Raw genomic sequence first — 17935 nt, 5'->3', positions numbered from 1 at the left:
CTGCGTGCCGAATCAGAGATCGGCCGGCAGCGGTTCTTTGAGCCAGGTCAGGGCGTTTTTCTCCAGCGCGCCGTCGCCCTTGGCGGTCACTAGGATCTGATTGACCTTGTCCAGCAGCGCCGGCTCGTTCTTGTTCACGCCCACATAGACCGGGGAATCCTTGAGTTTCACTTTCAGTGCCGGCACGCGTTTCGGGCTCTTCTCACTGATGGCGACCATCACCACGTTGCCGCTGGCGATCAGGTCGACCTGACCGGCCAGGTACGCGGCGATGGTCGAGTTGTTGTCTTCGAAGCGCTTGATGGTCACGCCTTCGGGGGCGACCTTGGTCAGCTCGATGTCTTCGATGGCGCCGCGGGTGACGCTGATGGTCTTGCCCTTGAGGTCGTCCAGGCCTTTGATATCGGCTTCTGGCGGGCCGAACACGGCCAGGTAGAACGGCGCATAGGCCCGGGAGAAGTCGATGACTTTTTCCCGCTCTGGGTTTTTGCCGAGGCTGGAGATCACCAGATCGACCTTGCCGGTGGTGAGGAACGGGATGCGGTTGGTGCTGTTGACCGGTGTCAGTTCGAGTTTGACCTTGAGCTGGTCGGCCAGCAGTTTCGCCGTGTCGATGTCCAGGCCGCGCGGCTTCATGTCCGGGCCGACCGAGCCGAAGGGCGGGAAGTCCTGAGGCACGGCCACCTTGAGGACGCCGCGCTTGACCACATCCTCCAGGCCGTCGGCGTGGGCGGGAGCCTGGCTCAGCATCAGGCTGGCAAACAGGGCGGCGAGGAGGGCGCTGTAACGCTGGGTCATGGCAAATCTCCGAATCGGCTGGGAATGATTTCTGCGATTGGACAGAGCACGGGGCATGCCAACAGGGGGCATTCGGCCGCCAGCCCACGGATTTGCAGGGGATGGTAGGTCTTACTGGTCTGAACAGTCAGGGGCGGTTTCGCACCTCGATAGCGCATCCGGGAAAATCGTCGAACCCCCGTGGGGCACGACTTGCCGGACGCCGTGAATAGCTTTACAACTGGGCGCACATTGGCCTGGTTCGTCTGGAAAACCATGAACTCGATCTCTCGCGCCGTACCTGAAGTAGCGCTGCAAGCCATCCGCAAACTGATCAATGAGCAGGGTTTCGGGGCGGGTGATGCCTTGCCTTCGCAACGGGACCTGGCCCTGCAACTGGGGGTCAGTCGGGCGTCGTTGCGCGAGGCGTTGTCCTCGCTCAGTGCGCTGGGCGTCATCAGCATCCAGCCGGGCAAGGGCGTGTTCGTGCAGGCGCCGGTGGACTTGCCACGCAACGACGCCGCGCCGGCTTGGCCGTTCGCGGCGCAGGCATCGCCTCTGGACATCTTTCAGTTGCGCTATGCCCTGGAGGGTTTCGCCGCGGGGTTGGCCGCCGTGACCCTGAGCACTGATGAGCTCGATCTGCTTGAAGACAATGTCGCGGCGATGCGCAACGAATTGAAGGCCGGCGATTTCGAGGCGGCGGCGCGGCTGGACTTCGAATTTCACCGGCGCATTCTGCTGGCCAGCGGCAATCAGGCGATGCTGAGCATCCTCACCGCCAGTGCCGACATCTTTCTGGAGAGCCAGAAGCTACCGTTCATCCGGGCGGAACGGGCCATGGAAACCTGGCAGGAGCACCGCAAGATCCTTCGCGCACTGGCTCGCCGAAGCTCTGGCGCGGCCCAGAAGGCCATGCACGAACACGTGCGCAATGCGGCGTTGCGCACCGGGATCGCCTTCGTCGCCCCCGCCATGGCGTGACCTGGGCTATACACATACTCATGAAACACCATAGCGAGACTCAATCATCTGCACCTTCCTGAACGAGGGAAGGGCAGCTATGATGGGCCACGTTTTTTTGCTTACAACCCTGGAGAATTCCATGAGCAGCGATCTTATCAAACACGTTAGCGACGCTAGCTTCGAGGCTGACGTACTCAAGGCTGAAGGCGCTGTACTGGTCGATTACTGGGCTGAATGGTGCGGCCCTTGCAAAATGATCGCTCCTGTTCTGGACGAGATTGCCGAGACCTACAAAGGCAAGCTGACCGTTGCCAAGCTGAACATCGACGAAAACCAGGAAACCCCGGCCAAGCACGGCGTGCGCGGTATCCCGACCCTGATGCTGTTCAAGAACGGCAACGTGGAAGCGACCAAGGTCGGCGCACTGTCGAAGTCGCAACTGGCCGCTTTCCTCGACGCCAACATCTAAGCGTCGTTGTAGCCTGTCTGAAAAAGGCCCCGCAAATCGCGGGGCTTTTTTCGTTGTTGAGGGCTAGACGCTCCCAAACTCAGGTGTTACATTCGGCCCCGCGCTGGTTTCTCCAGTGCCCCCTGCTAGCCGTCGCCGACGCTCTCCTTTTCGAATAAGTACGCGATCCTGTCGCCTTCTCCGCGGCGCGGCCTCATTAAGCCAAAAGCTTAATTTCCCCCCTCCATAAATGATTACGTCATTCCTATATGAATCTGACTGAACTCAAGCAAAAGCCGATTACCGAACTGCTCGAATTGGCCGAACAGATGGGCATAGAAAATATGGCCCGTTCGCGCAAGCAGGACGTGATTTTCTCCCTGCTGAAAAAGCACGCGAAAAGCGGCGAGGAAATCTCCGGTGATGGCGTGCTGGAGATTCTCCAGGACGGCTTCGGCTTCCTCCGCTCTGCAGACGCCTCCTATCTGGCCGGCCCGGACGATATCTACGTCTCGCCGAGCCAGATCCGTCGCTTCAACTTGCGCACCGGTGACACCATCGTTGGCAAGATCCGCCCTCCAAAGGAAGGCGAGCGTTATTTCGCGCTGCTCAAGGTCGACACCATCAACTTCGACCGTCCGGAAAACGCGAAAAACAAGATTCTCTTCGAGAACCTGACACCGCTGTTCCCGACCGTGCGCATGAAGATGGAAGCCGGCAACGGTTCCACCGAAGACTTGACCGGTCGCGTGATCGACCTGTGCGCCCCGATCGGCAAAGGCCAGCGCGGTCTGATCGTTGCTCCGCCGAAAGCGGGCAAGACGATCATGCTGCAGAACATCGCCGCGAACATCGCACGTAACAATCCTGAAGTTCACCTGATCGTGCTGCTGATCGACGAACGTCCGGAAGAAGTGACCGAAATGCAGCGCACCGTGCGCGGCGAAGTGGTTGCTTCGACGTTCGACGAGCCGCCAACCCGTCACGTGCAGGTTGCCGAAATGGTGATCGAGAAGGCCAAGCGCCTGGTCGAGCACAAAAAGGACGTGGTGATCCTGCTCGACTCCATCACCCGTCTGGCTCGCGCCTACAACACCGTGATCCCGAGCTCCGGCAAGGTATTGACCGGTGGTGTCGATGCCCACGCCCTGGAGAAACCGAAGCGTTTCTTCGGCGCCGCGCGCAACATCGAAGAAGGCGGCTCGCTGACCATCATCGCCACCGCGCTGGTTGAAACCGGCTCGAAGATGGACGAAGTGATCTACGAGGAATTCAAAGGCACCGGCAACATGGAGCTGCCTCTGGATCGCCGTATCGCGGAAAAACGCGTCTTCCCGGCCATCAACATCAACCGTTCCGGTACTCGCCGCGAAGAGTTGCTGACCGCCGACGACGAGTTGCAGCGCATGTGGATCCTGCGCAAGCTGCTGCACCCGATGGATGAAGTGGCTGCCATCGAGTTCCTGGTCGACAAGTTGAAAACGACCAAGACCAACGATGAGTTCTTCCTGTCGATGAAGCGCAAGTAAGTCGATGGACCAGCAAAAGCCGGGGAAACCCGGCTTTTTGCTATCTGAATGTTGATCAACAGGCAGTTCGTGGTTCTGAAGCGTCAGGTTCGGCGCTAAACTGCCTGCCCCCGAACGCCACGGCCAACACGAGGCTCACGCATGCAGTATCGCGACTTGCGCGACTTTATCAGCGGGCTGGAAAAGCGCGGTGAACTCAAGCGCATCCAGGTTCCGGTGTCCCCAGTGCTCGAAATGACCGAGGTCTGCGACCGCACCTTGCGCGCCAAGGGCCCGGCCCTGCTTTTCGAAAAACCTGTCGGTTTCGACATTCCCGTACTCGGCAACCTGTTCGGCACCCCCGAGCGCGTCGCCCTGGGCATGGGCGCCGAAGCGGTCAGCGAACTGCGGGAAATCGGCAAGCTGCTGGCGTTCCTCAAGGAGCCCGAGCCGCCGAAGGGGCTGAAAGACGCCTGGTCCAAGCTGCCGATCTTCCGCAAGATCATCTCGATGGCGCCCAAGGTCGTCAAAGACGCGATCTGCCAGGAAGTGGTCATCGAAGGCGATGACGTCGACCTCGGCAAGTTGCCGGTGCAGACCTGCTGGCCGGGGGACGTCGCCCCGCTGATCACCTGGGGCCTGACCGTCACCAAGGGGCCGAACAAGGATCGTCAGAACCTCGGCATCTACCGTCAGCAGGTGATCGGCCGCAACAAGGTCATCATGCGCTGGCTGAGCCACCGTGGCGGCGCACTGGATTATCGCGAGTGGTGCGAGAAGCATCCTGGCCAGCCGTTCCCGGTTTCCGTGGCGCTGGGCGCCGATCCGGCGACCATCCTCGGCGCCGTCACTCCGGTACCGGACACCCTCTCCGAATACGCTTTCGCCGGCCTGCTGCGCGGCAACCGCACCGAACTGGTGAAATGCCGGGGCAACGATCTGCAAGTGCCGGCGACCGCCGAAATCATCCTCGAAGGCGTGATTCATCCGGGCGAAATGGCCGATGAGGGCCCGTACGGCGACCACACCGGCTATTACAACGAAGTCGACAGCTTCCCTGTATTCACCGTCGAGCGCATCACCCACCGCATCAAACCGATTTACCACAGCACCTACACCGGGCGTCCGCCGGATGAACCGGCGATCCTCGGCGTGGCGCTGAACGAAGTGTTCGTGCCGATCCTGCAGAAGCAGTTCCCGGAGATCACCGATTTCTACCTGCCGCCGGAAGGTTGTTCCTACCGCATGGCCGTGGTGACCATGAAGAAGTCGTACCCGGGCCACGCCAAGCGGGTAATGCTCGGTGTCTGGTCGTTTTTGCGACAGTTCATGTACACCAAGTTCGTTATCGTCACCGACGACGATATCAACGCGCGGGACTGGAACGACGTGATCTGGGCCATTACCACGCGCATGGACCCCAAGCGCGATACGGTGATGATCGAAAACACGCCAATCGACTACCTCGACTTCGCCTCGCCAGTGTCCGGCCTGGGTTCGAAGATGGGCCTCGACGCCACCCACAAGTGGCCAGGGGAGACCACGCGTGAATGGGGTCGGGTGATCGTCAAGGACGATGCCGTGACCCAGCGGATCGATGCCATCTGGAATCAGTTAGGAATAGATTGATGCGTGTAACCCTGCAGCCCTCCGGAGCAGTGCTGGACCTTCAGCCCGGCGAGCGGATTCTCGATGGCGCACGCCGCCTGGGCTATGAATGCCCGCAAAGCTGTCGCAACGGCAATTGCCACGTGTGTGCAGCGCTGCTGGTCGAAGGCCGGGTCGAACAGGCTGGCCTCGTGCGTGATCATGGCGAGTTCTACACTTGCATTGCAGAGCCGCTGGAAGACTGCATCGTGCTGTGGGATGGCGTGCTCGCGCTGGGAGAGTTGCCCGTGCGCAGTCTGTCGTGTCAGATCACCAGTTGCACCGAGGTCGGCGGTGATACCTGGCGCGTTCGACTGCGGGCACCGGCCGGCAAGCCACCGCGCTATCACGCTGGCCAGTACCTGATGATTCATCGGGACAGCGGTGAAAAATCGTCGTTTTCCCTGGCGTCGGCCCCTTCGGGCGGGCGGGATCTGGAAATCCACGTGCTGGCGCGCGAAGCCAGTGCACAAAACCTCATCAAGCAGCTGTTGCGCGACACCATGGTGCGCATCGACATGCCTTTTGGCGACGCGCACCTGGCCGAGTTGCCGGACGGTCCGTTGGTGCTGATCGCCGCAGGCACCGGTATGGGCCAGATCCATGGCCTGATCGAACACTGCCGTGCCGAGGGTTTCAAACATCCGGTGCATCTGTACTGGGGGGTGCGTCGACCGGAAGACTTCTATGAAGTCGAGCATTGGGATGAATGGCTGAAACTGCCGAACCTGTTTTTGCACAAAGTGGTCAGCGATCACGGCGGCTGGCAGGGGCGTTGCGGCATGCTGCATGAAGCGGTGTGCGAGGATTTCCCCGATCTCAAGTCCCTGCACGTCTACGCCAGCGGCTCGCCGGCGATGGTCTATGGCACTCTGGACGCGTTGGTTGAAGCCGGCATGGACGCGCACCAGATGCGCGCCGACGTCTTTGCCTATGCGCCACGCTCCTGAAAGCACCCTCTCCCTGTAGGAGCGAGCATGCTCGCGATGGACTCAAGGCCACCGCGGGCAGCCTGAATGCCCACGTTATCGTTAGCGACCATCGCGAGCATGCTCGCACCTACAGGTGTGTTATAACTCCATATATAGCCGATCGGTATTTATAAAATCATATAAATACCGGTAGGTTATATTCCAGTGGGGCAATTAATTAAGAAATGTGCCATGGCACTTAAATTGCCTTAAAACATATGTGCCTTATTGTTACAGCGGTGCGTTCTATTAAGTAATTCTTCACCCGCGGGGAGCTGAACGCTATTCGCCATGAGCGCCATTGAATCTTCAATTTTGAACCTGGCTTATCCTCCACGGCTCGATCTGGGGCCGCAGCTCACTCACGAACAATTACTCAGCTCGATGCAATCGACCATGGCGCGTCACAAGGGCGGGCCGGTGTGGTTGTTTGCCTATGGCTCCCTGATCTGGCGGCCGGAATGCACGGCGGTCGAACGGGTTCGCGGTCGTGTGCATGGCTACCATCGCGGCTTGTACCTGTGGTCCCACGAACACCGTGGCACGCCGGAAATGCCCGGGCTGGTGTTCGGTCTGGATCGCGGCGGCTCTTGCAGCGGTTTCGCCTATCGGTTGCCGGACGAGCAACTTGAAGCGTCGCTGTATGCGCTGTGGAAACGCGAGATGCCATTTCCGTCCTACCGCCCGCACTGGCTCAACTGCCGGCTTGAAGACGGCACTCAGGTTCAGGCGTTGGGGTTCGTTCTGGAGCGGCACTTGCCCAGCTATGCCGGCAATCTGCCGGATCACGTTCTGAGCCACGTATTCGAAAACGCTTGCGGGCGTTATGGCACGACGCGCGACTATGTCGAGCAGACGGCCCACGCCCTGCGTAGCCACGCCATGCCAGACCGGAATCTGGAGGCGCGGCTCAAGCGCTGCCAATCAAAGGATGATCAGGCGATTGCTTCGCGGCTCTGACTGGCCACTTGCTTGTGCCACAGGGTTGGCGCAAGGAAGGCCATCGCCAGCAGGCAGGCCCCGATCAGCAGGACGAAACCGCCGTCCCAACCGAAATGGTCCACGGTGTAGCCCATCGCTGCACTGGCTGCGACCGAACCCCCCAGGTAGCCGAACAGTCCAGTGAAGCCTGCAGCGGTGCCGGCCGCTTTCTTCGGCGCCAGCTCCAGCGCCTGCAAGCCGATCAGCATCACCGGGCCGTAGATCAGGAAGCCGATGGACACCAGCGCGATCATGTCGACCGTCGGGTTGCCGGCCGGATTGAGCCAGTACACCAGCGTTGCAACGGTCACCAGGGCCATGAACACCATGCCGGTCAGGCCACGGTTGCCACGGAAAATCTTGTCGGACATCCAGCCGCACAGCAGCGTGCCCGGAATACCCGCCCACTCGTAGAAGAAATACGCCCAGGACGTCTTGTCCACAGTGAAGCCCTTGGCTTCTTTCAGGTAAGTCGGTGCCCAGTCCAGCACGCCGTAACGCAGCAGGTACACGAAGACGTTGGCCATGGCGATGTACCAGAGCATCTTGTTGCGCAGCACGTACTTGACGAAGATTTCCTTGGCGCTGAATTCCTGCTCATGGCTGGCGTCGTAGCCTTCCGGATAGTCATTCTTGTACTTCTCGATCGGCGGCAGGCCGACCGATTGCGGGGTGTCGCGCATCACGATGAAGGCGAACACCGCGACCGCCATGGCCACCGCCGCCGGCACATAGAAAGCCGCATGCCAGTCGTTGAACAGACCCATGCCGATCAAAAACAGCGGGCCGATCAAACCGCCACCGACGTTGTGCGCCACGTTCCACAGCGACACCACGCCACCGCGCTCCTTCTGCGACCACCAGTGCACCATGGTCCGCCCACTCGGCGGCCAACCCATGCCCTGCGCCCAGCCATTGATAAACAGCAAGACGAACATGATGGTTACGCTGGACGTCGCCCAATGCGCAAATCCGAAAATGAACATCACCGCCGCCGAGACCAGCAGCCCGAACGGCAGGAAAAAGCGTGGATTGGAACGGTCCGACACGATGCCCATCAGGAACTTGGACAAGCCATAGGCAATGGCAATCGCCGACAACGCCACACCCAGCTCACCGCGGGTGTAACCCTCTTCGATCAGATACGGCATGGCCAGGGAAAAGTTCTTGCGCAGCAGGTAGTAGCCGGCGTAACCGATGAAGATACCGGCGAAGATCTGCCAGCGCAGGCGTCGGTAAGTGCTGTCTATTTTTTCCTCAGGCAAGGGCGCCTGATGTGCGGCAGGGCGAAAGAAAGCAAACATTCAAGAGCTCCAAATTTCTTGTTTTGACTGCGGATGCGAATATTACAGTTTCGTTACCGAAAATAGCACGGGTTCTCATTCGCCAAATAGCGGAAATGTTGGAAGTCGAGCGTTCCTTTACGAACATGTCGTACGGACAAAGTGAAGGCGGGTGTAGGAAGAGTCGCACCATTGCCAGGCGTGGCCGTTCAAGTGCGAAGGGAGTCGTTATGAGGGGGGTGTGTGTAGTGTTGCTATTGGTTTACTGGCCGAGGCGCTCAGGGGTGCGATCAGCCGCCGCTCTTCCCGGTAATTGAAGGTGTTGCACGAGGACAGTTCGTTGGGCCTGGGCGTCATTGTTTGAAGCCCAGACCCATCGGCAGCCTCAGCGAACCTGCACCACCACCTTGCCAACCGCCTTGCGCTGGCCCAGATCGTTAATGGCTTGTGCGGCATTACCCAGGGAATACACCTGCGACACCAGTGGCTTCAACTTGCCTTCGGCAAACCAGCCGAACAGTTGCTGGAAGTTCGCCGCGTTGTCCTGTGGCTGGCGCTGGGCGAACGAGCCCCAGAATACGCCGAGCACCGCCGCGCCTTTGAGCAGGGCGAGGTTCACCGGCAGTTCGGGGATGCGGCCGCTGGCGAAGCCGACCACCAGCAGACGGCCGTTCCAGGCGATGGCACGGATGGCCTGGTCGAACAGGTCACCACCTACCGGGTCGTAGATCACGTCGGCGCCCTGGCCGTCGGTCAGGCGCTTGATTTCGTCCTTGAGGCTGGTTTCGCTGTAGTTGATCAGATCATCGGCGCCGGCCGCCTTGGCCACGGCGAGTTTTTCCGCACTGCTGGCGGCGGCGATGACCCGGGCACCCATGGCCTTGCCGATTTCCACGGCCGCCAGGCCGACACCCCCGGAAGCGCCGAGTACCAGCAGGGTTTCACCGGGTTGCAGGTTGGCGCGTTGCTTGAGGGCGTGCATCGAGGTGCCGTAGGTCATGCTGAAGGCGGCGGCGGTGTTGAAGTCCATGGAAGGCGGGATCGGCAGCACGTTGTAGCCCGGCACGGCAACCTGTTCGGCAAAGCTGCCCCAGCCGGTCAAGGCCATGACCCGGTCGCCGACCTTCAGATGTCCAACCTTTTCACCCACCGCGCTGACCACGCCGGCCGCTTCACCGCCCGGGGAAAACGGGAAGGGCGGCTTGAACTGGTACTTGCCCTCGATGATCAGCGTGTCCGGGAAATTGACCCCGGCGGCGTGCACGTCCAGCAGGATTTCGTTCTTCTTCGCCACAGGGCTGGCGACTTCTTCCAGCACCAGCGATTCGGCAGGGCCGAAGGCTTTGCACAGCACGGCTTTCATCAGGGCTATTCCTTTGGGAGTGATGGCCGATAAGTGTAGGTGTGTGAGTCGACGGGTCAACGAGCATGCCCGGCCCTGATAGTCAGCCATAAGCTTGTGCTTGAGCGGCGGGTCGTTATGCTAGGCCGCAAACCGGATAAGGAGCGAATTGTGAAAGCGTGGATTGTGATGATGCTGGCCCTGTCACTGCCTGTGGCAGCGATGGCCGAAGAAGCCAAAGAAGAGGCGGCGCCGAAGGTTAACTACATCACCCTGAGCCCGCCGTTCGTGGGTAACTACGGGCTGGATGGCACCGCCAAGCTCAAGGTGTACAAGGCCGACATTGCGCTGCGGGTGACCGGTGACGAAGCGACCAAAGCGGTCAAGGCCAACGAGCCGCTGATCCGCAATCAGCTGGTGGCGCTGTTTGCCCAGCAGACCACCGAGACGATGAACAACGTCGAGGCCAAGGAGAAGCTGCGTCAGGAAGCGCTGAAGCAGACCCAGCAGATCATGAATGATGAAACCGGCAAGCCGGTGGTCGAGGATCTGTTGTTCAACAACCTCATCATTCAATAAGACATTCGTTGTCCGTGCGGGCCTCTTCGCGAGCAAGCCCGCTCCCAACTTGGTCCGGCGCCGGATGCAAAATCAGCATTCACCGCAGATCGAATGTGGGAGCGGGCTTGCTCGCGAAGGCATTCTGAATATCGCCCAAACCCTTAAGGCTTGAGCGCAATCACCGCCGCCCACTGCTCAGCTGTCACCGGCATCACCGACAACCTCGACCCCTTCTGCACCAACGGCATCTCCGACAGCGCAGCCTGCTGTTTCAGGTAATCCAGCTTCAACACCCGGGAAAACGTCTCGGCATGCGCCACATCGATCGCGCTCCAGGCGTTTTTCTCGGCGGTGGCCTTTGGATCGTAGTAGTGGCTCTCGGGCTCCAGTGCCGTCGGGTCCGGATACGCGGCTTCGACGATCTTGCCGATCCCGGCGATACCCGGCTCCGGGCAGCTGGAATGATAGAAAAAGAACTCGTCCCCCACCGCCATGGCCCGCAGAAAATTGCGCGCCTGGTAGTTGCGAACCCCGTCCCAGCGCGCTCTGCCGAGCTTTTCCAGACCTTTGATCGACAGTTCATCGGGCTCGGATTTCATCAGCCAATAGGCCATGGTTTGGCTCCTTGCGAGGTGTGTGGCCAGGTTGTCCGGCAATTTTATGACAAACCGACAGTCGGTTGACGCCAGCATTTGCGTGCAGGTTCACGTTGTCGCAAAATGCCGGCCTTTAAAGCTTGACGCTGCTGCACGGCCTACATATGGAAACCGCTGCTGTCATCGTATAGATATGCCTTTGGGGGGCAGTCGATGAAACGCAAACCGGATTTACTATGGATTTTGGTTATTTTGTTCGGCCTCGGCGTCGTGACCACCGGCTATGCCCAAAGCCTGTGGGCGAACAAGACCGATGCGCCCGTCGAAGTCGCCCAACTGCAACAACAGTCGACAGCCTTCAAGCGCTGATCGTGCGTTGCCGACGCCTCTGATCTACAGGGGCGTCTGGCCTGCGAAATACCAGGCCTTGTCCGTGACCGTTCCCTTAAGCGGAACATCCCAGCTCGCCTGATCCAGCCGCTGCACCTTCTGACATTCATGAGCCAGCCCGAGCAGCGTCGGTTTGCGCCAGTCCTTGCGGCGCGCCAGGTACGACAGGCTGCGATCATAGAAACCGCCGCCCATCCCCAGCCTTCCGCCGACATCATCAAACCCCACCAGCGGCAGCAGCACCAGGTCCAGCGCCCAGACTTTGCGTTGACGGGCAAGATTGTGCCGCGGTTCCAGAATCCGAAAGCGATTGGGCTTGAGCTTTTCCCCGGGGCGGATGCGCTGGAACACCATTTTGGTTCGCGGCCATGCGCTGAGCACCGGCAGATAAGTCGCCTTGCCCCGGCGCTGAGCGGCGCGCAGCAGCAGGCGCGGATCGATTTCGCCGTCGGTAGGTAAATAGAGGGAAATGTGCTTTGCGCGGCGGAACAGCGGTTGCTGGGCCAATTGTCTGTATAGCCCGCGCGCGGCCTGGCGCTGCTGACTGGCGGTCAGTGCGCGGCGGGCCTTGCGCAGCATGCGTCGAAGTTGCGGGCGGGGAAGCAGCGCAGGTTCGGTCATGGATTCGGCTTCAGCAGGATGGATACGTAAGGAGTACCCATAAAAAAGCCGATGCCGGTGTTCAAACCGGCATCGGACTGGAATCAGGCTCCCCGAATGTGCCGCTGTCGACTTAGCCCTTGAACCCGAAAGTTCAAGGTGGAAGATGCAGTAGGCTTTAAGGCTTTCCGTCTAGCGGACATGCACACCAGCCCAACGTGCAACCTCCAGGGTATAGCAAATCGGCTCAGGGACATCGCCAACTGGCAAGCACCCCAGGGAGTGAAGGGAGTATACCCCAAGCGGTGGCGCGAATCAGCCTTTGGTGACGTCCGGATCGGTGGCCAGCACCAGATCGACACGATCGAGCAGGTCGCGCACCTGCTCGCGGGTCGAGCCGCTGGCCTGGATATCCGGGCGTTCGGCCTTGTGCAACAGGTCGTGGGTAATGTTCAGCGCGGCCATCACGGCGATGCGATCGGCGCCGATGACTTTGCCGCTGCTGCGGATTTCACGCATCTTGCCGTCCAGGTAACGGGCGGCGCTCACCAGGTTGCTGCGTTCTTCCTGGGGGCAGATGATCGAATACTCTTTGTCGAGGATCTGCACGGTGACGCTATTGCTTGAACTCATGAGTCTTGCTCCAGGGCCTTGAGGCGCGAAATCATCGATTCGACCTTACGCCGGGCGATTTCGTTTTTTTCAATGAGGTGAGCGCGTTCCTCGCGCCAGGTCTTTTCCTGAGCTAGTAAGAGTCCATTCTGGCTCTTAAGTTGCTCGACTCGGGTAATCAACAGTTCGAGTCTGGCCATCAGCGCTTGCAGGTCGGTGTCTTCCATTGTCTTCACTGTCTGATGGGGGCGAACTGTAGGAGCGAGCTTGCTCGCGATGAACCTGAGAACGCCGCGGGGTCTGCGGGACCCAGCGTTATCGTTGACGACCATCGCGAGCAAGCTCGCTCCTACAGAGGAGTCGATGTAGGATACAAGGCCTTCATTCTAGACATAGCGCCGTCTGGCGCCTAGCTGCCCATGCCCATTCAGAATTCTCCGTACCAAGCCTTCGCCACCCTGCTGACTTCCAGCGGTCACTCCGTTTCGCCTGCCGAATTGCACGGCCTGCTGCTCGGCCGCAGTTGCGCCGGCGCCGGCTTCGATGCCGAAGGCTGGCTGATCGACGCCGCCGAGCTGCTGGAAAGCGAGCCGCAGGACAACATTCGCGCGGCCCTGATCGGCCTGCAGGAAATGGTCAAGGGCGAGCTCACTGGCGAAGACGTCACCGTCGTGCTGTTGCTGCCAACCGACGACGCGCCACTGGCAGACCGCGCTGCGGCACTGGGCGAGTGGTGCCAGGGTTTCCTCAGCGGTTTCGGCCTGAACTGCCGTGACAGCAGTATGCTGAGCACCGAAGCCACCGAAGTGTTGCAGGACCTGGCGGCCATCTCCCAGGTGCAAGACGCCCTGGAAGAGTCCGAAGACGGCGAGACCGACTACATGGAAGTCATGGAATACCTGCGCGTCGCACCGCTGTTGCTGTTCTCCGAAACCCGCAAAGCGGACCAACCGGCGGCTGCCAAACCGTCGCTGCACTGATCAACGCCAGGGAACGCCATCTGCCCATGATTCATATCCCGAAATCGGAATACAGCCGTCGCCGCAGGGCGCTGATGGCGCAGATGGAACCCAACAGCATCGCCATCCTGCCCGCTGCGGCGGTAGCGATCCGCAATCGTGATGTCGAGCACGTCTACCGCCAGGACAGCGATTTCCAGTACCTGAGCGGTTTTCCCGAGCCCCAGGCGGTCCTGGTCCTGATCCCGGGCCGCCAGCACGGCGAATACATTCTGTTCTGCCGCGAACGCAACCCTGAGCGCGAGTTATGGGACGGCTTGCGCGCCGGGCAGGAAGGCGCGATTCGCGACTTCGGCGCCGACGATGCATTCCCGATCACTGACATCGACGACATCCTGCCGGGCCTCATCGAAGGCCGCGACCGGGTGTATTCGGCCATGGGCAGCAACCCGGAATTCGACCGCCACCTGATGGAGTGGATCAACGTGATCCGCTCCAAGGCCAACCTCGGCGCCCAGCCGCCGAACGAATACGTTGCCCTGGATCACCTGTTGCACGACATGCGCCTGTATAAATCGGCGGCGGAAGTGAAGGTGATGCGCGAGGCGGCGCGGATTTCCGCCCAGGCCCACGTGCGTGCGATGCAGGCCAGCCGTGTCGGGCTGCATGAATTCAGCCTGGAAGCCGAACTCGATTACGAGTTTCGCAAGGGCGGGGCGAAGATGCCGGCCTACGGCTCGATCGTCGCGGCGGGGCGCAACAGCTGCATCCTGCATTACCAGCAGAATGACGCCGTGCTCAAGGACGGCGACCTGGTATTGATCGACGCCGGTTGCGAGATCGATTGCTACGCCAGCGACATCACCCGCACCTGGCCGGTCAACGGCAAGTATTCGCCAGAGCAGAAGGCGATCTACGAACTGGTGCTGGCGGCTCAGGAAGCGGCCTTTGCCGAAATCGCGCCAAACAAGCACTGGAATCAGGCCCACGAAGCTACGGTCCGGGTCATCACCACCGGCCTGGTGGAGCTGGGTTTGCTGCAGGGCAACGTCGACGAACTGATCGCCAGCGAAGCCTACAAAGCGTTCTACATGCACCGTGCCGGACACTGGCTGGGCATGGATGTGCATGACGTTGGCGAGTACAGGGTCGGCGGCGAATGGCGCGTGCTGGAGGTCGGCATGGCGCTGACGGTGGAGCCGGGCATCTACATCGCCCCGGACAACCAGAGCGTGGCGAAGAAATGGCGCGGCATTGGCGTGCGCATCGAGGACGATGTGGTCGTCACCAAAAGCGGCTGTGAAATATTGACCAAAGGCGTACCGAAAACGGTGGCCGAGATCGAGGCCCTGATGGCGCAAGCACGGACACAAGCGGCATGAGTCGATTCAATCTGGCAATCATCGGTGGCGGTCTGGTGGGCGCGAGCCTGGCGATGGCGTTGCAGGCCGGGGCGAAATCCCGTGGCTGGAAGATCGTGCTGATCGAGCCCTTCGCGCCGGGCGAAACCTACCAGCCCAGCTACGACGCCCGCTCTACAGCCTTGTCCTTTGGCGCCCGGCAGATCTATCAACGCCTGGGCGTTTGGCAGGAAATCTCCCGTCGCGCCGAGCCGATCAAGCAGATTCACGTGTCCGACCGCGGGCGTTTTTCCACGGCGCGCCTGTCGGCGATGGAAGAGGGCGTCCCGGCCCTGGGTTACGTGGTGGAAAACGCCTGGCTCGGCCAATGCCTGTGGCAGGGCCTGGACAAGGACGTGATTCACTGGCGTTGCCCGGCCGAAGTCACGCGCATGGAGCCGCTCACCGATGGCTATCGGCTGACGCTCAATGACGAAACCACGCTCGATTGTGATCTTGCAGTGCTCGCCGATGGCGGCCGTTCCGGGCTGCGCGAGCAACTGGGCATCGGGGTCAGGAAGCGTCCGTACAACCAGAGTGCGCTGATCGCCAATATCACAACCAGTGAAGCCCACAACGGCATGGCATTCGAGCGATTCACCGACGATGGCCCCATGGCGTTGCTGCCCTTGCCGGACAACCGTTGCGCCCTGGTCTGGACGCGATTGGGGATGGACGCGCAACGTTTGGCAACCCTCGATGAACGTAGTTTTCTCAGCGAATTGCAGGGTGTATTCGGTTATCGACTGGGCACCTTGAAACAAGTCGGCGCGCGACATCTGTACCCGCTGTCGCTGGTGGAGGCCGAAGAGCAGGTGCGACCGCATCTGGCGATTCTCGGCAACGCCGCCCACAGCCTGCATCCGATTGCCGGACAGGGGTTCAACCTGTCCCTGCGCGATGCCCAGGCCCTGGCCGATGCGCTGCTGTCCAGCGAAAAACCGCTGGGGGACTTCGCCACGCTGCAAGCCTACCGCGAACGCCAGCGACTGGATCAGAACCTCACCGTGGGCTTCTCCGATCAGGTCACGCGCCTGTTTGGCAGCACGCAGCCTCTGGTTTCCGTAGGGCGCAACCTTGGCCTGCTCGGTCTTGACCTGTTGCCGCCGGCCAAGCGCTGGTTCGCCCGGCAAGCCATGGGTTTGGGTACGCGTCCCGATGTTTGAGTGGCTGATCAGGCGATTTGGCAAGGCGCGGCTGATGCGCGGGTTCATGAGCCTTTACCCGCCGTACCTCGGCGCCGGGGTTCGGGTTCGGCACATCAGCGATGATTTTCGCGATGTCCAGGTGTCCATGGGCCTGGGCTGGTACAACCGCAATTACGTCGGGACCCAGTTCGGCGGTAGCCTGTACTCGATGGTCGACCCGTTTTTCATGCTGATGCTGATGGAGAACCTCGGGCACAAGTACATCGTCTGGGACAAGGCGGCCGACATCGACTTCATCGCGCCGGGCAAAGGCCCGGTGTTTGCCCGCTTCAACATCGACGACACCCTGCTCGATGAAATCCGCCGGCAGACGGCGGATGGTCAGAAATACCTGCCGCAACTGCAGGTCGATATTCACGACGGCGCTGGCAACCTGGTGGCGCGTGTCGGAAAAACCCTTTACGTGCGGCTCAAGCCGCAAGCGAGACAGGCTTAAAGCATGGAAATGCGCGCAGATCTGCTGATTGTCGGGGCCGGAATGGTCGGCAGCGCCCTGGCGCTGGCGCTGCAGGACAGCGGGCTGGAAGTCCTGCTGCTGGACGGCAGCCCCCTGAGCGTCAAACCCTTTGACGGGCAGGCGCCATTCGAGCCCAGGGTGAGCGCGCTGTCCATCGCCAGCCAGCGGATTCTCCAGCGCCTGGGCGTCTGGGAGGGCATTACCGGTCGCCGCAGCAGCCCATACAGCGACATGCAGGTCTGGGACGGCAGCGGCACCGGGCAGATCCATTTTTCGGCAGCCAGCGTGCATGCCGAGGTGTTGGGCCATATCGTCGAAAACCGCGTGGTTCAGGACGCCTTGCTCGATCGTTTGCACGATTGTGACCTCGGTCTGCTGGCCAATGCGCGCCTGGAGCAGATGCGCCGCTCCGGCGACGACTGGTTGCTGACCCTGGCCGATGGCCGCACCTTGCGTGCGCCGCTGGTGATCGCCGCCGATGGCGCCAACTCGGCGGTGCGGCGTCTGACCGGCATGGCGACGCGGGAATGGGATTACCTGCACCACGCCATCGTCACCAGCGTGCGCTGCTCAAAGCCTCATCAAATGACTGCGTGGCAGCGCTTTACCGATAACGGCCCGCTGGCGTTTCTGCCGTTGGAAAGGGACGGGCAGCAGGATTGGTGCTCGATCGTCTGGTCGACCACGCCGTCTGAAGCCGAGCACCTGATGGCGCTGGACGATGAGGGTTTCTGCAAGGCGCTGGAACGGGCGTTCGAGGGCCAACTGGGCAACGTGCTCAACGCCGACCCGCGCCTGTGCGTACCCTTGCGTCAACGCCACGCCAAGCGTTACGTGGCCGAGGGCCTGGCGCTGATCGGCGACGCCGCGCACACCATTCACCCGCTGGCCGGGCAGGGCGTGAACCTGGGGTTCCTCGATGCTGCGGTGTTGGCCGAAGTTCTGTTGCAGGCTGCCGCCCGGGGCGAGCGCCTGGCGGATGTGAAGGTGCTCAGCCGTTACGAGCGTCGACGCATGCCCCATAACCTGGCGCTGATGGCGGCGATGGAGGGATTCGAGCGCTTGTTCCAGGCCAATCCGTTGCCGGTACGCTGGCTGCGTAATGCCGGGTTGAAGCTGGTTGACCAGATGCCCGAAGCCAAGGCGCTGTTCGTGCGCGAGGCGCTGGGGCTGACCGGGGAATTGCCGGCGCTGGCCAAGGCCTGAAGCTTCGCTGGGGCTGATGGCCT

Annotated in this window: 20 protein-coding genes and 1 other RNA gene; 13 read left to right on the top strand and 8 right to left on the bottom strand. The window is 61.1% G+C overall.

Annotated features, from left to right (window positions below):
* Positions 1 to 12 precede the first annotated feature (12 nt).
* Positions 13 to 798, bottom strand: a complete 786-nt coding sequence (locus B0W55_RS04000) for a transporter substrate-binding domain-containing protein (RefSeq protein WP_077044727.1) — start codon at positions 796 to 798, stop codon at positions 13 to 15.
* 255 nt (positions 799 to 1053) lie between these two features.
* On the opposite strand from B0W55_RS04000, the gene B0W55_RS03995 reads away from it, so the two are divergent.
* From B0W55_RS03995 to B0W55_RS03970, 6 genes are all read left to right on the top strand, one after another.
* On the top strand, positions 1054 to 1761 hold the full coding sequence (locus B0W55_RS03995; protein ID WP_077044726.1) for a FadR/GntR family transcriptional regulator: 708 nt from the start codon (positions 1054 to 1056) through the stop codon (positions 1759 to 1761).
* Between the two features lie 121 nt (positions 1762 to 1882).
* Positions 1883 to 2212, top strand: a complete 330-nt coding sequence (gene trxA / locus B0W55_RS03990; protein ID WP_003206727.1) for a thioredoxin TrxA — start codon at positions 1883 to 1885, stop codon at positions 2210 to 2212.
* A gap of 248 nt (positions 2213 to 2460) precedes the next feature.
* On the top strand, positions 2461 to 3720 hold the full coding sequence (gene rho, locus B0W55_RS03985; protein WP_003206716.1) for a transcription termination factor Rho: 1260 nt from the start codon (positions 2461 to 2463) through the stop codon (positions 3718 to 3720).
* Positions 3721 to 3861: 141 nt separating this feature from the next.
* A complete protein-coding gene (gene ubiD / locus B0W55_RS03980) occupies positions 3862 to 5328 on the top strand; it encodes a 4-hydroxy-3-polyprenylbenzoate decarboxylase (RefSeq protein ID WP_077044725.1) in 1467 nt (488 codons plus the stop codon).
* A complete protein-coding gene (locus tag B0W55_RS03975) occupies positions 5328 to 6296 on the top strand; it encodes a CDP-6-deoxy-delta-3,4-glucoseen reductase (RefSeq protein ID WP_077044724.1) in 969 nt (322 codons plus the stop codon). Before ubiD ends, B0W55_RS03975 begins: the two co-directional genes overlap by 1 nt.
* Before the next feature lie 312 nt (positions 6297 to 6608).
* Positions 6609 to 7277 carry a gamma-glutamylcyclotransferase gene (locus tag B0W55_RS03970; RefSeq protein ID WP_077044723.1) on the top strand — a complete coding sequence of 223 codons (669 nt, stop codon included), beginning with the start codon at positions 6609 to 6611 and terminating at the stop codon, positions 7275 to 7277.
* Here the strand turns inward: B0W55_RS03970 and glpT are convergent.
* The gene (glpT, locus tag B0W55_RS03965; protein WP_077044722.1) at positions 7253 to 8602 is read right to left on the bottom strand and encodes a glycerol-3-phosphate transporter; all 1350 of its coding nucleotides are present in this window, start codon (positions 8600 to 8602) and stop codon (positions 7253 to 7255) included. The genes B0W55_RS03970 and glpT overlap by 25 nt on opposite strands.
* A gap of 364 nt (positions 8603 to 8966) precedes the next feature.
* Positions 8967 to 9944 (bottom strand): NADPH:quinone oxidoreductase family protein, encoded by a 978-nt coding sequence (locus tag B0W55_RS03960; RefSeq protein ID WP_077044721.1) that lies wholly within the window; start codon positions 9942 to 9944, stop codon positions 8967 to 8969.
* 150 nt (positions 9945 to 10094) lie between these two features.
* Between B0W55_RS03960 and B0W55_RS03955 the strand changes: the two genes are divergently transcribed.
* Complete coding sequence (locus B0W55_RS03955; RefSeq protein WP_077044720.1) at positions 10095 to 10502, top strand: flagellar basal body-associated protein FliL; 408 nt, start codon at positions 10095 to 10097, stop codon at positions 10500 to 10502.
* 143 nt (positions 10503 to 10645) lie between these two features.
* Here the strand turns inward: B0W55_RS03955 and B0W55_RS03950 are convergent, their stop codons facing one another.
* Entirely contained in the window at positions 10646 to 11098 is a 453-nt protein-coding gene (locus B0W55_RS03950) for an EVE domain-containing protein (protein WP_077044719.1), read from the bottom strand.
* Positions 11099 to 11293: 195 nt separating this feature from the next.
* On the opposite strand from B0W55_RS03950, the gene B0W55_RS30710 reads away from it, so the two are divergent.
* Entirely contained in the window at positions 11294 to 11449 is a 156-nt protein-coding gene (locus B0W55_RS30710; protein ID WP_008048702.1) for a hypothetical protein, read from the top strand.
* A gap of 24 nt (positions 11450 to 11473) precedes the next feature.
* Here the strand turns inward: B0W55_RS30710 and B0W55_RS03945 are convergent, their stop codons facing one another.
* The 4 genes from B0W55_RS03945 to B0W55_RS03930 all read right to left on the bottom strand — a co-directional run bounded on the left by B0W55_RS03945 (position 11474) and on the right by B0W55_RS03930 (position 12909).
* Positions 11474 to 12091 carry a 5-formyltetrahydrofolate cyclo-ligase gene (locus B0W55_RS03945; RefSeq protein WP_077044718.1) on the bottom strand — a complete coding sequence of 206 codons (618 nt, stop codon included), beginning with the start codon at positions 12089 to 12091 and terminating at the stop codon, positions 11474 to 11476.
* 85 nt (positions 12092 to 12176) lie between these two features.
* Positions 12177 to 12355, bottom strand: a non-coding RNA gene (ssrS, locus tag B0W55_RS03940) — 6S RNA.
* 30 nt (positions 12356 to 12385) lie between these two features.
* Positions 12386 to 12703 (bottom strand): cell division protein ZapA, encoded by a 318-nt coding sequence (locus tag B0W55_RS03935; protein WP_077044717.1) that lies wholly within the window; start codon positions 12701 to 12703, stop codon positions 12386 to 12388.
* Positions 12700 to 12909 carry a TIGR02449 family protein gene (locus tag B0W55_RS03930; protein ID WP_007982902.1) on the bottom strand — a complete coding sequence of 70 codons (210 nt, stop codon included), beginning with the start codon at positions 12907 to 12909 and terminating at the stop codon, positions 12700 to 12702. Before B0W55_RS03930 ends, B0W55_RS03935 begins: the two co-directional genes overlap by 4 nt.
* Before the next feature lie 192 nt (positions 12910 to 13101).
* Between B0W55_RS03930 and B0W55_RS03925 the strand changes: the two genes are divergently transcribed.
* From B0W55_RS03925 to B0W55_RS03905, 5 genes are read left to right on the top strand one after another with little or no spacing between them, the layout of a single operon-like run.
* Positions 13102 to 13662, top strand: coding sequence for a YecA family protein (locus B0W55_RS03925; RefSeq protein ID WP_077044716.1), 561 nt, complete (start codon positions 13102 to 13104; stop codon positions 13660 to 13662).
* 26 nt (positions 13663 to 13688) lie between these two features.
* Positions 13689 to 15023, top strand: a complete 1335-nt coding sequence (gene pepP / locus B0W55_RS03920) for a Xaa-Pro aminopeptidase (RefSeq protein WP_077044715.1) — start codon at positions 13689 to 13691, stop codon at positions 15021 to 15023.
* Positions 15020 to 16207 carry a 2-octaprenyl-6-methoxyphenyl hydroxylase gene (ubiH, locus tag B0W55_RS03915; protein ID WP_077044714.1) on the top strand — a complete coding sequence of 396 codons (1188 nt, stop codon included), beginning with the start codon at positions 15020 to 15022 and terminating at the stop codon, positions 16205 to 16207. The genes pepP and ubiH overlap by 4 nt, the downstream gene beginning before the upstream one ends.
* Positions 16200 to 16685, top strand: a complete 486-nt coding sequence (locus tag B0W55_RS03910; protein ID WP_077044713.1) for a DUF4442 domain-containing protein — start codon at positions 16200 to 16202, stop codon at positions 16683 to 16685. The genes ubiH and B0W55_RS03910 overlap by 8 nt, the downstream gene beginning before the upstream one ends.
* A 9-nt stretch (positions 16686 to 16694) precedes the next feature.
* Positions 16695 to 17912, top strand: coding sequence for a 2-octaprenyl-3-methyl-6-methoxy-1,4-benzoquinol hydroxylase (locus B0W55_RS03905; RefSeq protein ID WP_175645466.1), 1218 nt, complete (start codon positions 16695 to 16697; stop codon positions 17910 to 17912).
* Positions 17913 to 17935 lie beyond the last annotated feature (23 nt).

It is taken from the genome of Pseudomonas sp. KK4 (assembly GCF_001984065.1).
Lineage (GTDB): Bacteria > Pseudomonadota > Gammaproteobacteria > Pseudomonadales > Pseudomonadaceae > Aquipseudomonas.
This window is presented reverse-complemented; position numbering and strand designations above follow the sequence as displayed.

Bases quoted from the DNA above. Each gene is read 5' to 3' on its own strand.
- B0W55_RS04000 (WP_077044727.1), bottom strand. From the start codon at position 798: ATGACCCAGCGTTACAGCGCCCTCCTCGCCGCCCTGTTTGCCAGCCTG.
- B0W55_RS03995 (WP_077044726.1), top strand. From the start codon at position 1,054: ATGAACTCGATCTCTCGCGCCGTACCTGAAGTAGCGCTGCAAGCCATC.
- trxA (WP_003206727.1), top strand. From the start codon at position 1,883: ATGAGCAGCGATCTTATCAAACACGTTAGCGACGCTAGCTTCGAGGCT.
- rho (WP_003206716.1), top strand. From the start codon at position 2,461: ATGAATCTGACTGAACTCAAGCAAAAGCCGATTACCGAACTGCTCGAA.
- ubiD (WP_077044725.1), top strand. From the start codon at position 3,862: ATGCAGTATCGCGACTTGCGCGACTTTATCAGCGGGCTGGAAAAGCGC.
- B0W55_RS03975 (WP_077044724.1), top strand. From the start codon at position 5,328: ATGCGTGTAACCCTGCAGCCCTCCGGAGCAGTGCTGGACCTTCAGCCC.
- B0W55_RS03970 (WP_077044723.1), top strand. From the start codon at position 6,609: ATGAGCGCCATTGAATCTTCAATTTTGAACCTGGCTTATCCTCCACGG.
- glpT (WP_077044722.1), bottom strand. From the start codon at position 8,602: ATGTTTGCTTTCTTTCGCCCTGCCGCACATCAGGCGCCCTTGCCTGAG.
- B0W55_RS03960 (WP_077044721.1), bottom strand. From the start codon at position 9,944: ATGAAAGCCGTGCTGTGCAAAGCCTTCGGCCCTGCCGAATCGCTGGTG.
- B0W55_RS03950 (WP_077044719.1), bottom strand. From the start codon at position 11,098: ATGGCCTATTGGCTGATGAAATCCGAGCCCGATGAACTGTCGATCAAA.
- B0W55_RS30710 (WP_008048702.1), top strand. From the start codon at position 11,294: ATGAAACGCAAACCGGATTTACTATGGATTTTGGTTATTTTGTTCGGC.
- B0W55_RS03945 (WP_077044718.1), bottom strand. From the start codon at position 12,091: ATGACCGAACCTGCGCTGCTTCCCCGCCCGCAACTTCGACGCATGCTG.
- B0W55_RS03935 (WP_077044717.1), bottom strand. From the start codon at position 12,703: ATGAGTTCAAGCAATAGCGTCACCGTGCAGATCCTCGACAAAGAGTAT.
- B0W55_RS03930 (WP_007982902.1), bottom strand. From the start codon at position 12,909: ATGGAAGACACCGACCTGCAAGCGCTGATGGCCAGACTCGAACTGTTG.
- B0W55_RS03925 (WP_077044716.1), top strand. From the start codon at position 13,102: ATGCCCATTCAGAATTCTCCGTACCAAGCCTTCGCCACCCTGCTGACT.
- pepP (WP_077044715.1), top strand. From the start codon at position 13,689: ATGATTCATATCCCGAAATCGGAATACAGCCGTCGCCGCAGGGCGCTG.
- ubiH (WP_077044714.1), top strand. From the start codon at position 15,020: ATGAGTCGATTCAATCTGGCAATCATCGGTGGCGGTCTGGTGGGCGCG.
- B0W55_RS03910 (WP_077044713.1), top strand. From the start codon at position 16,200: ATGTTTGAGTGGCTGATCAGGCGATTTGGCAAGGCGCGGCTGATGCGC.
- B0W55_RS03905 (WP_175645466.1), top strand. From the start codon at position 16,695: ATGCGCGCAGATCTGCTGATTGTCGGGGCCGGAATGGTCGGCAGCGCC.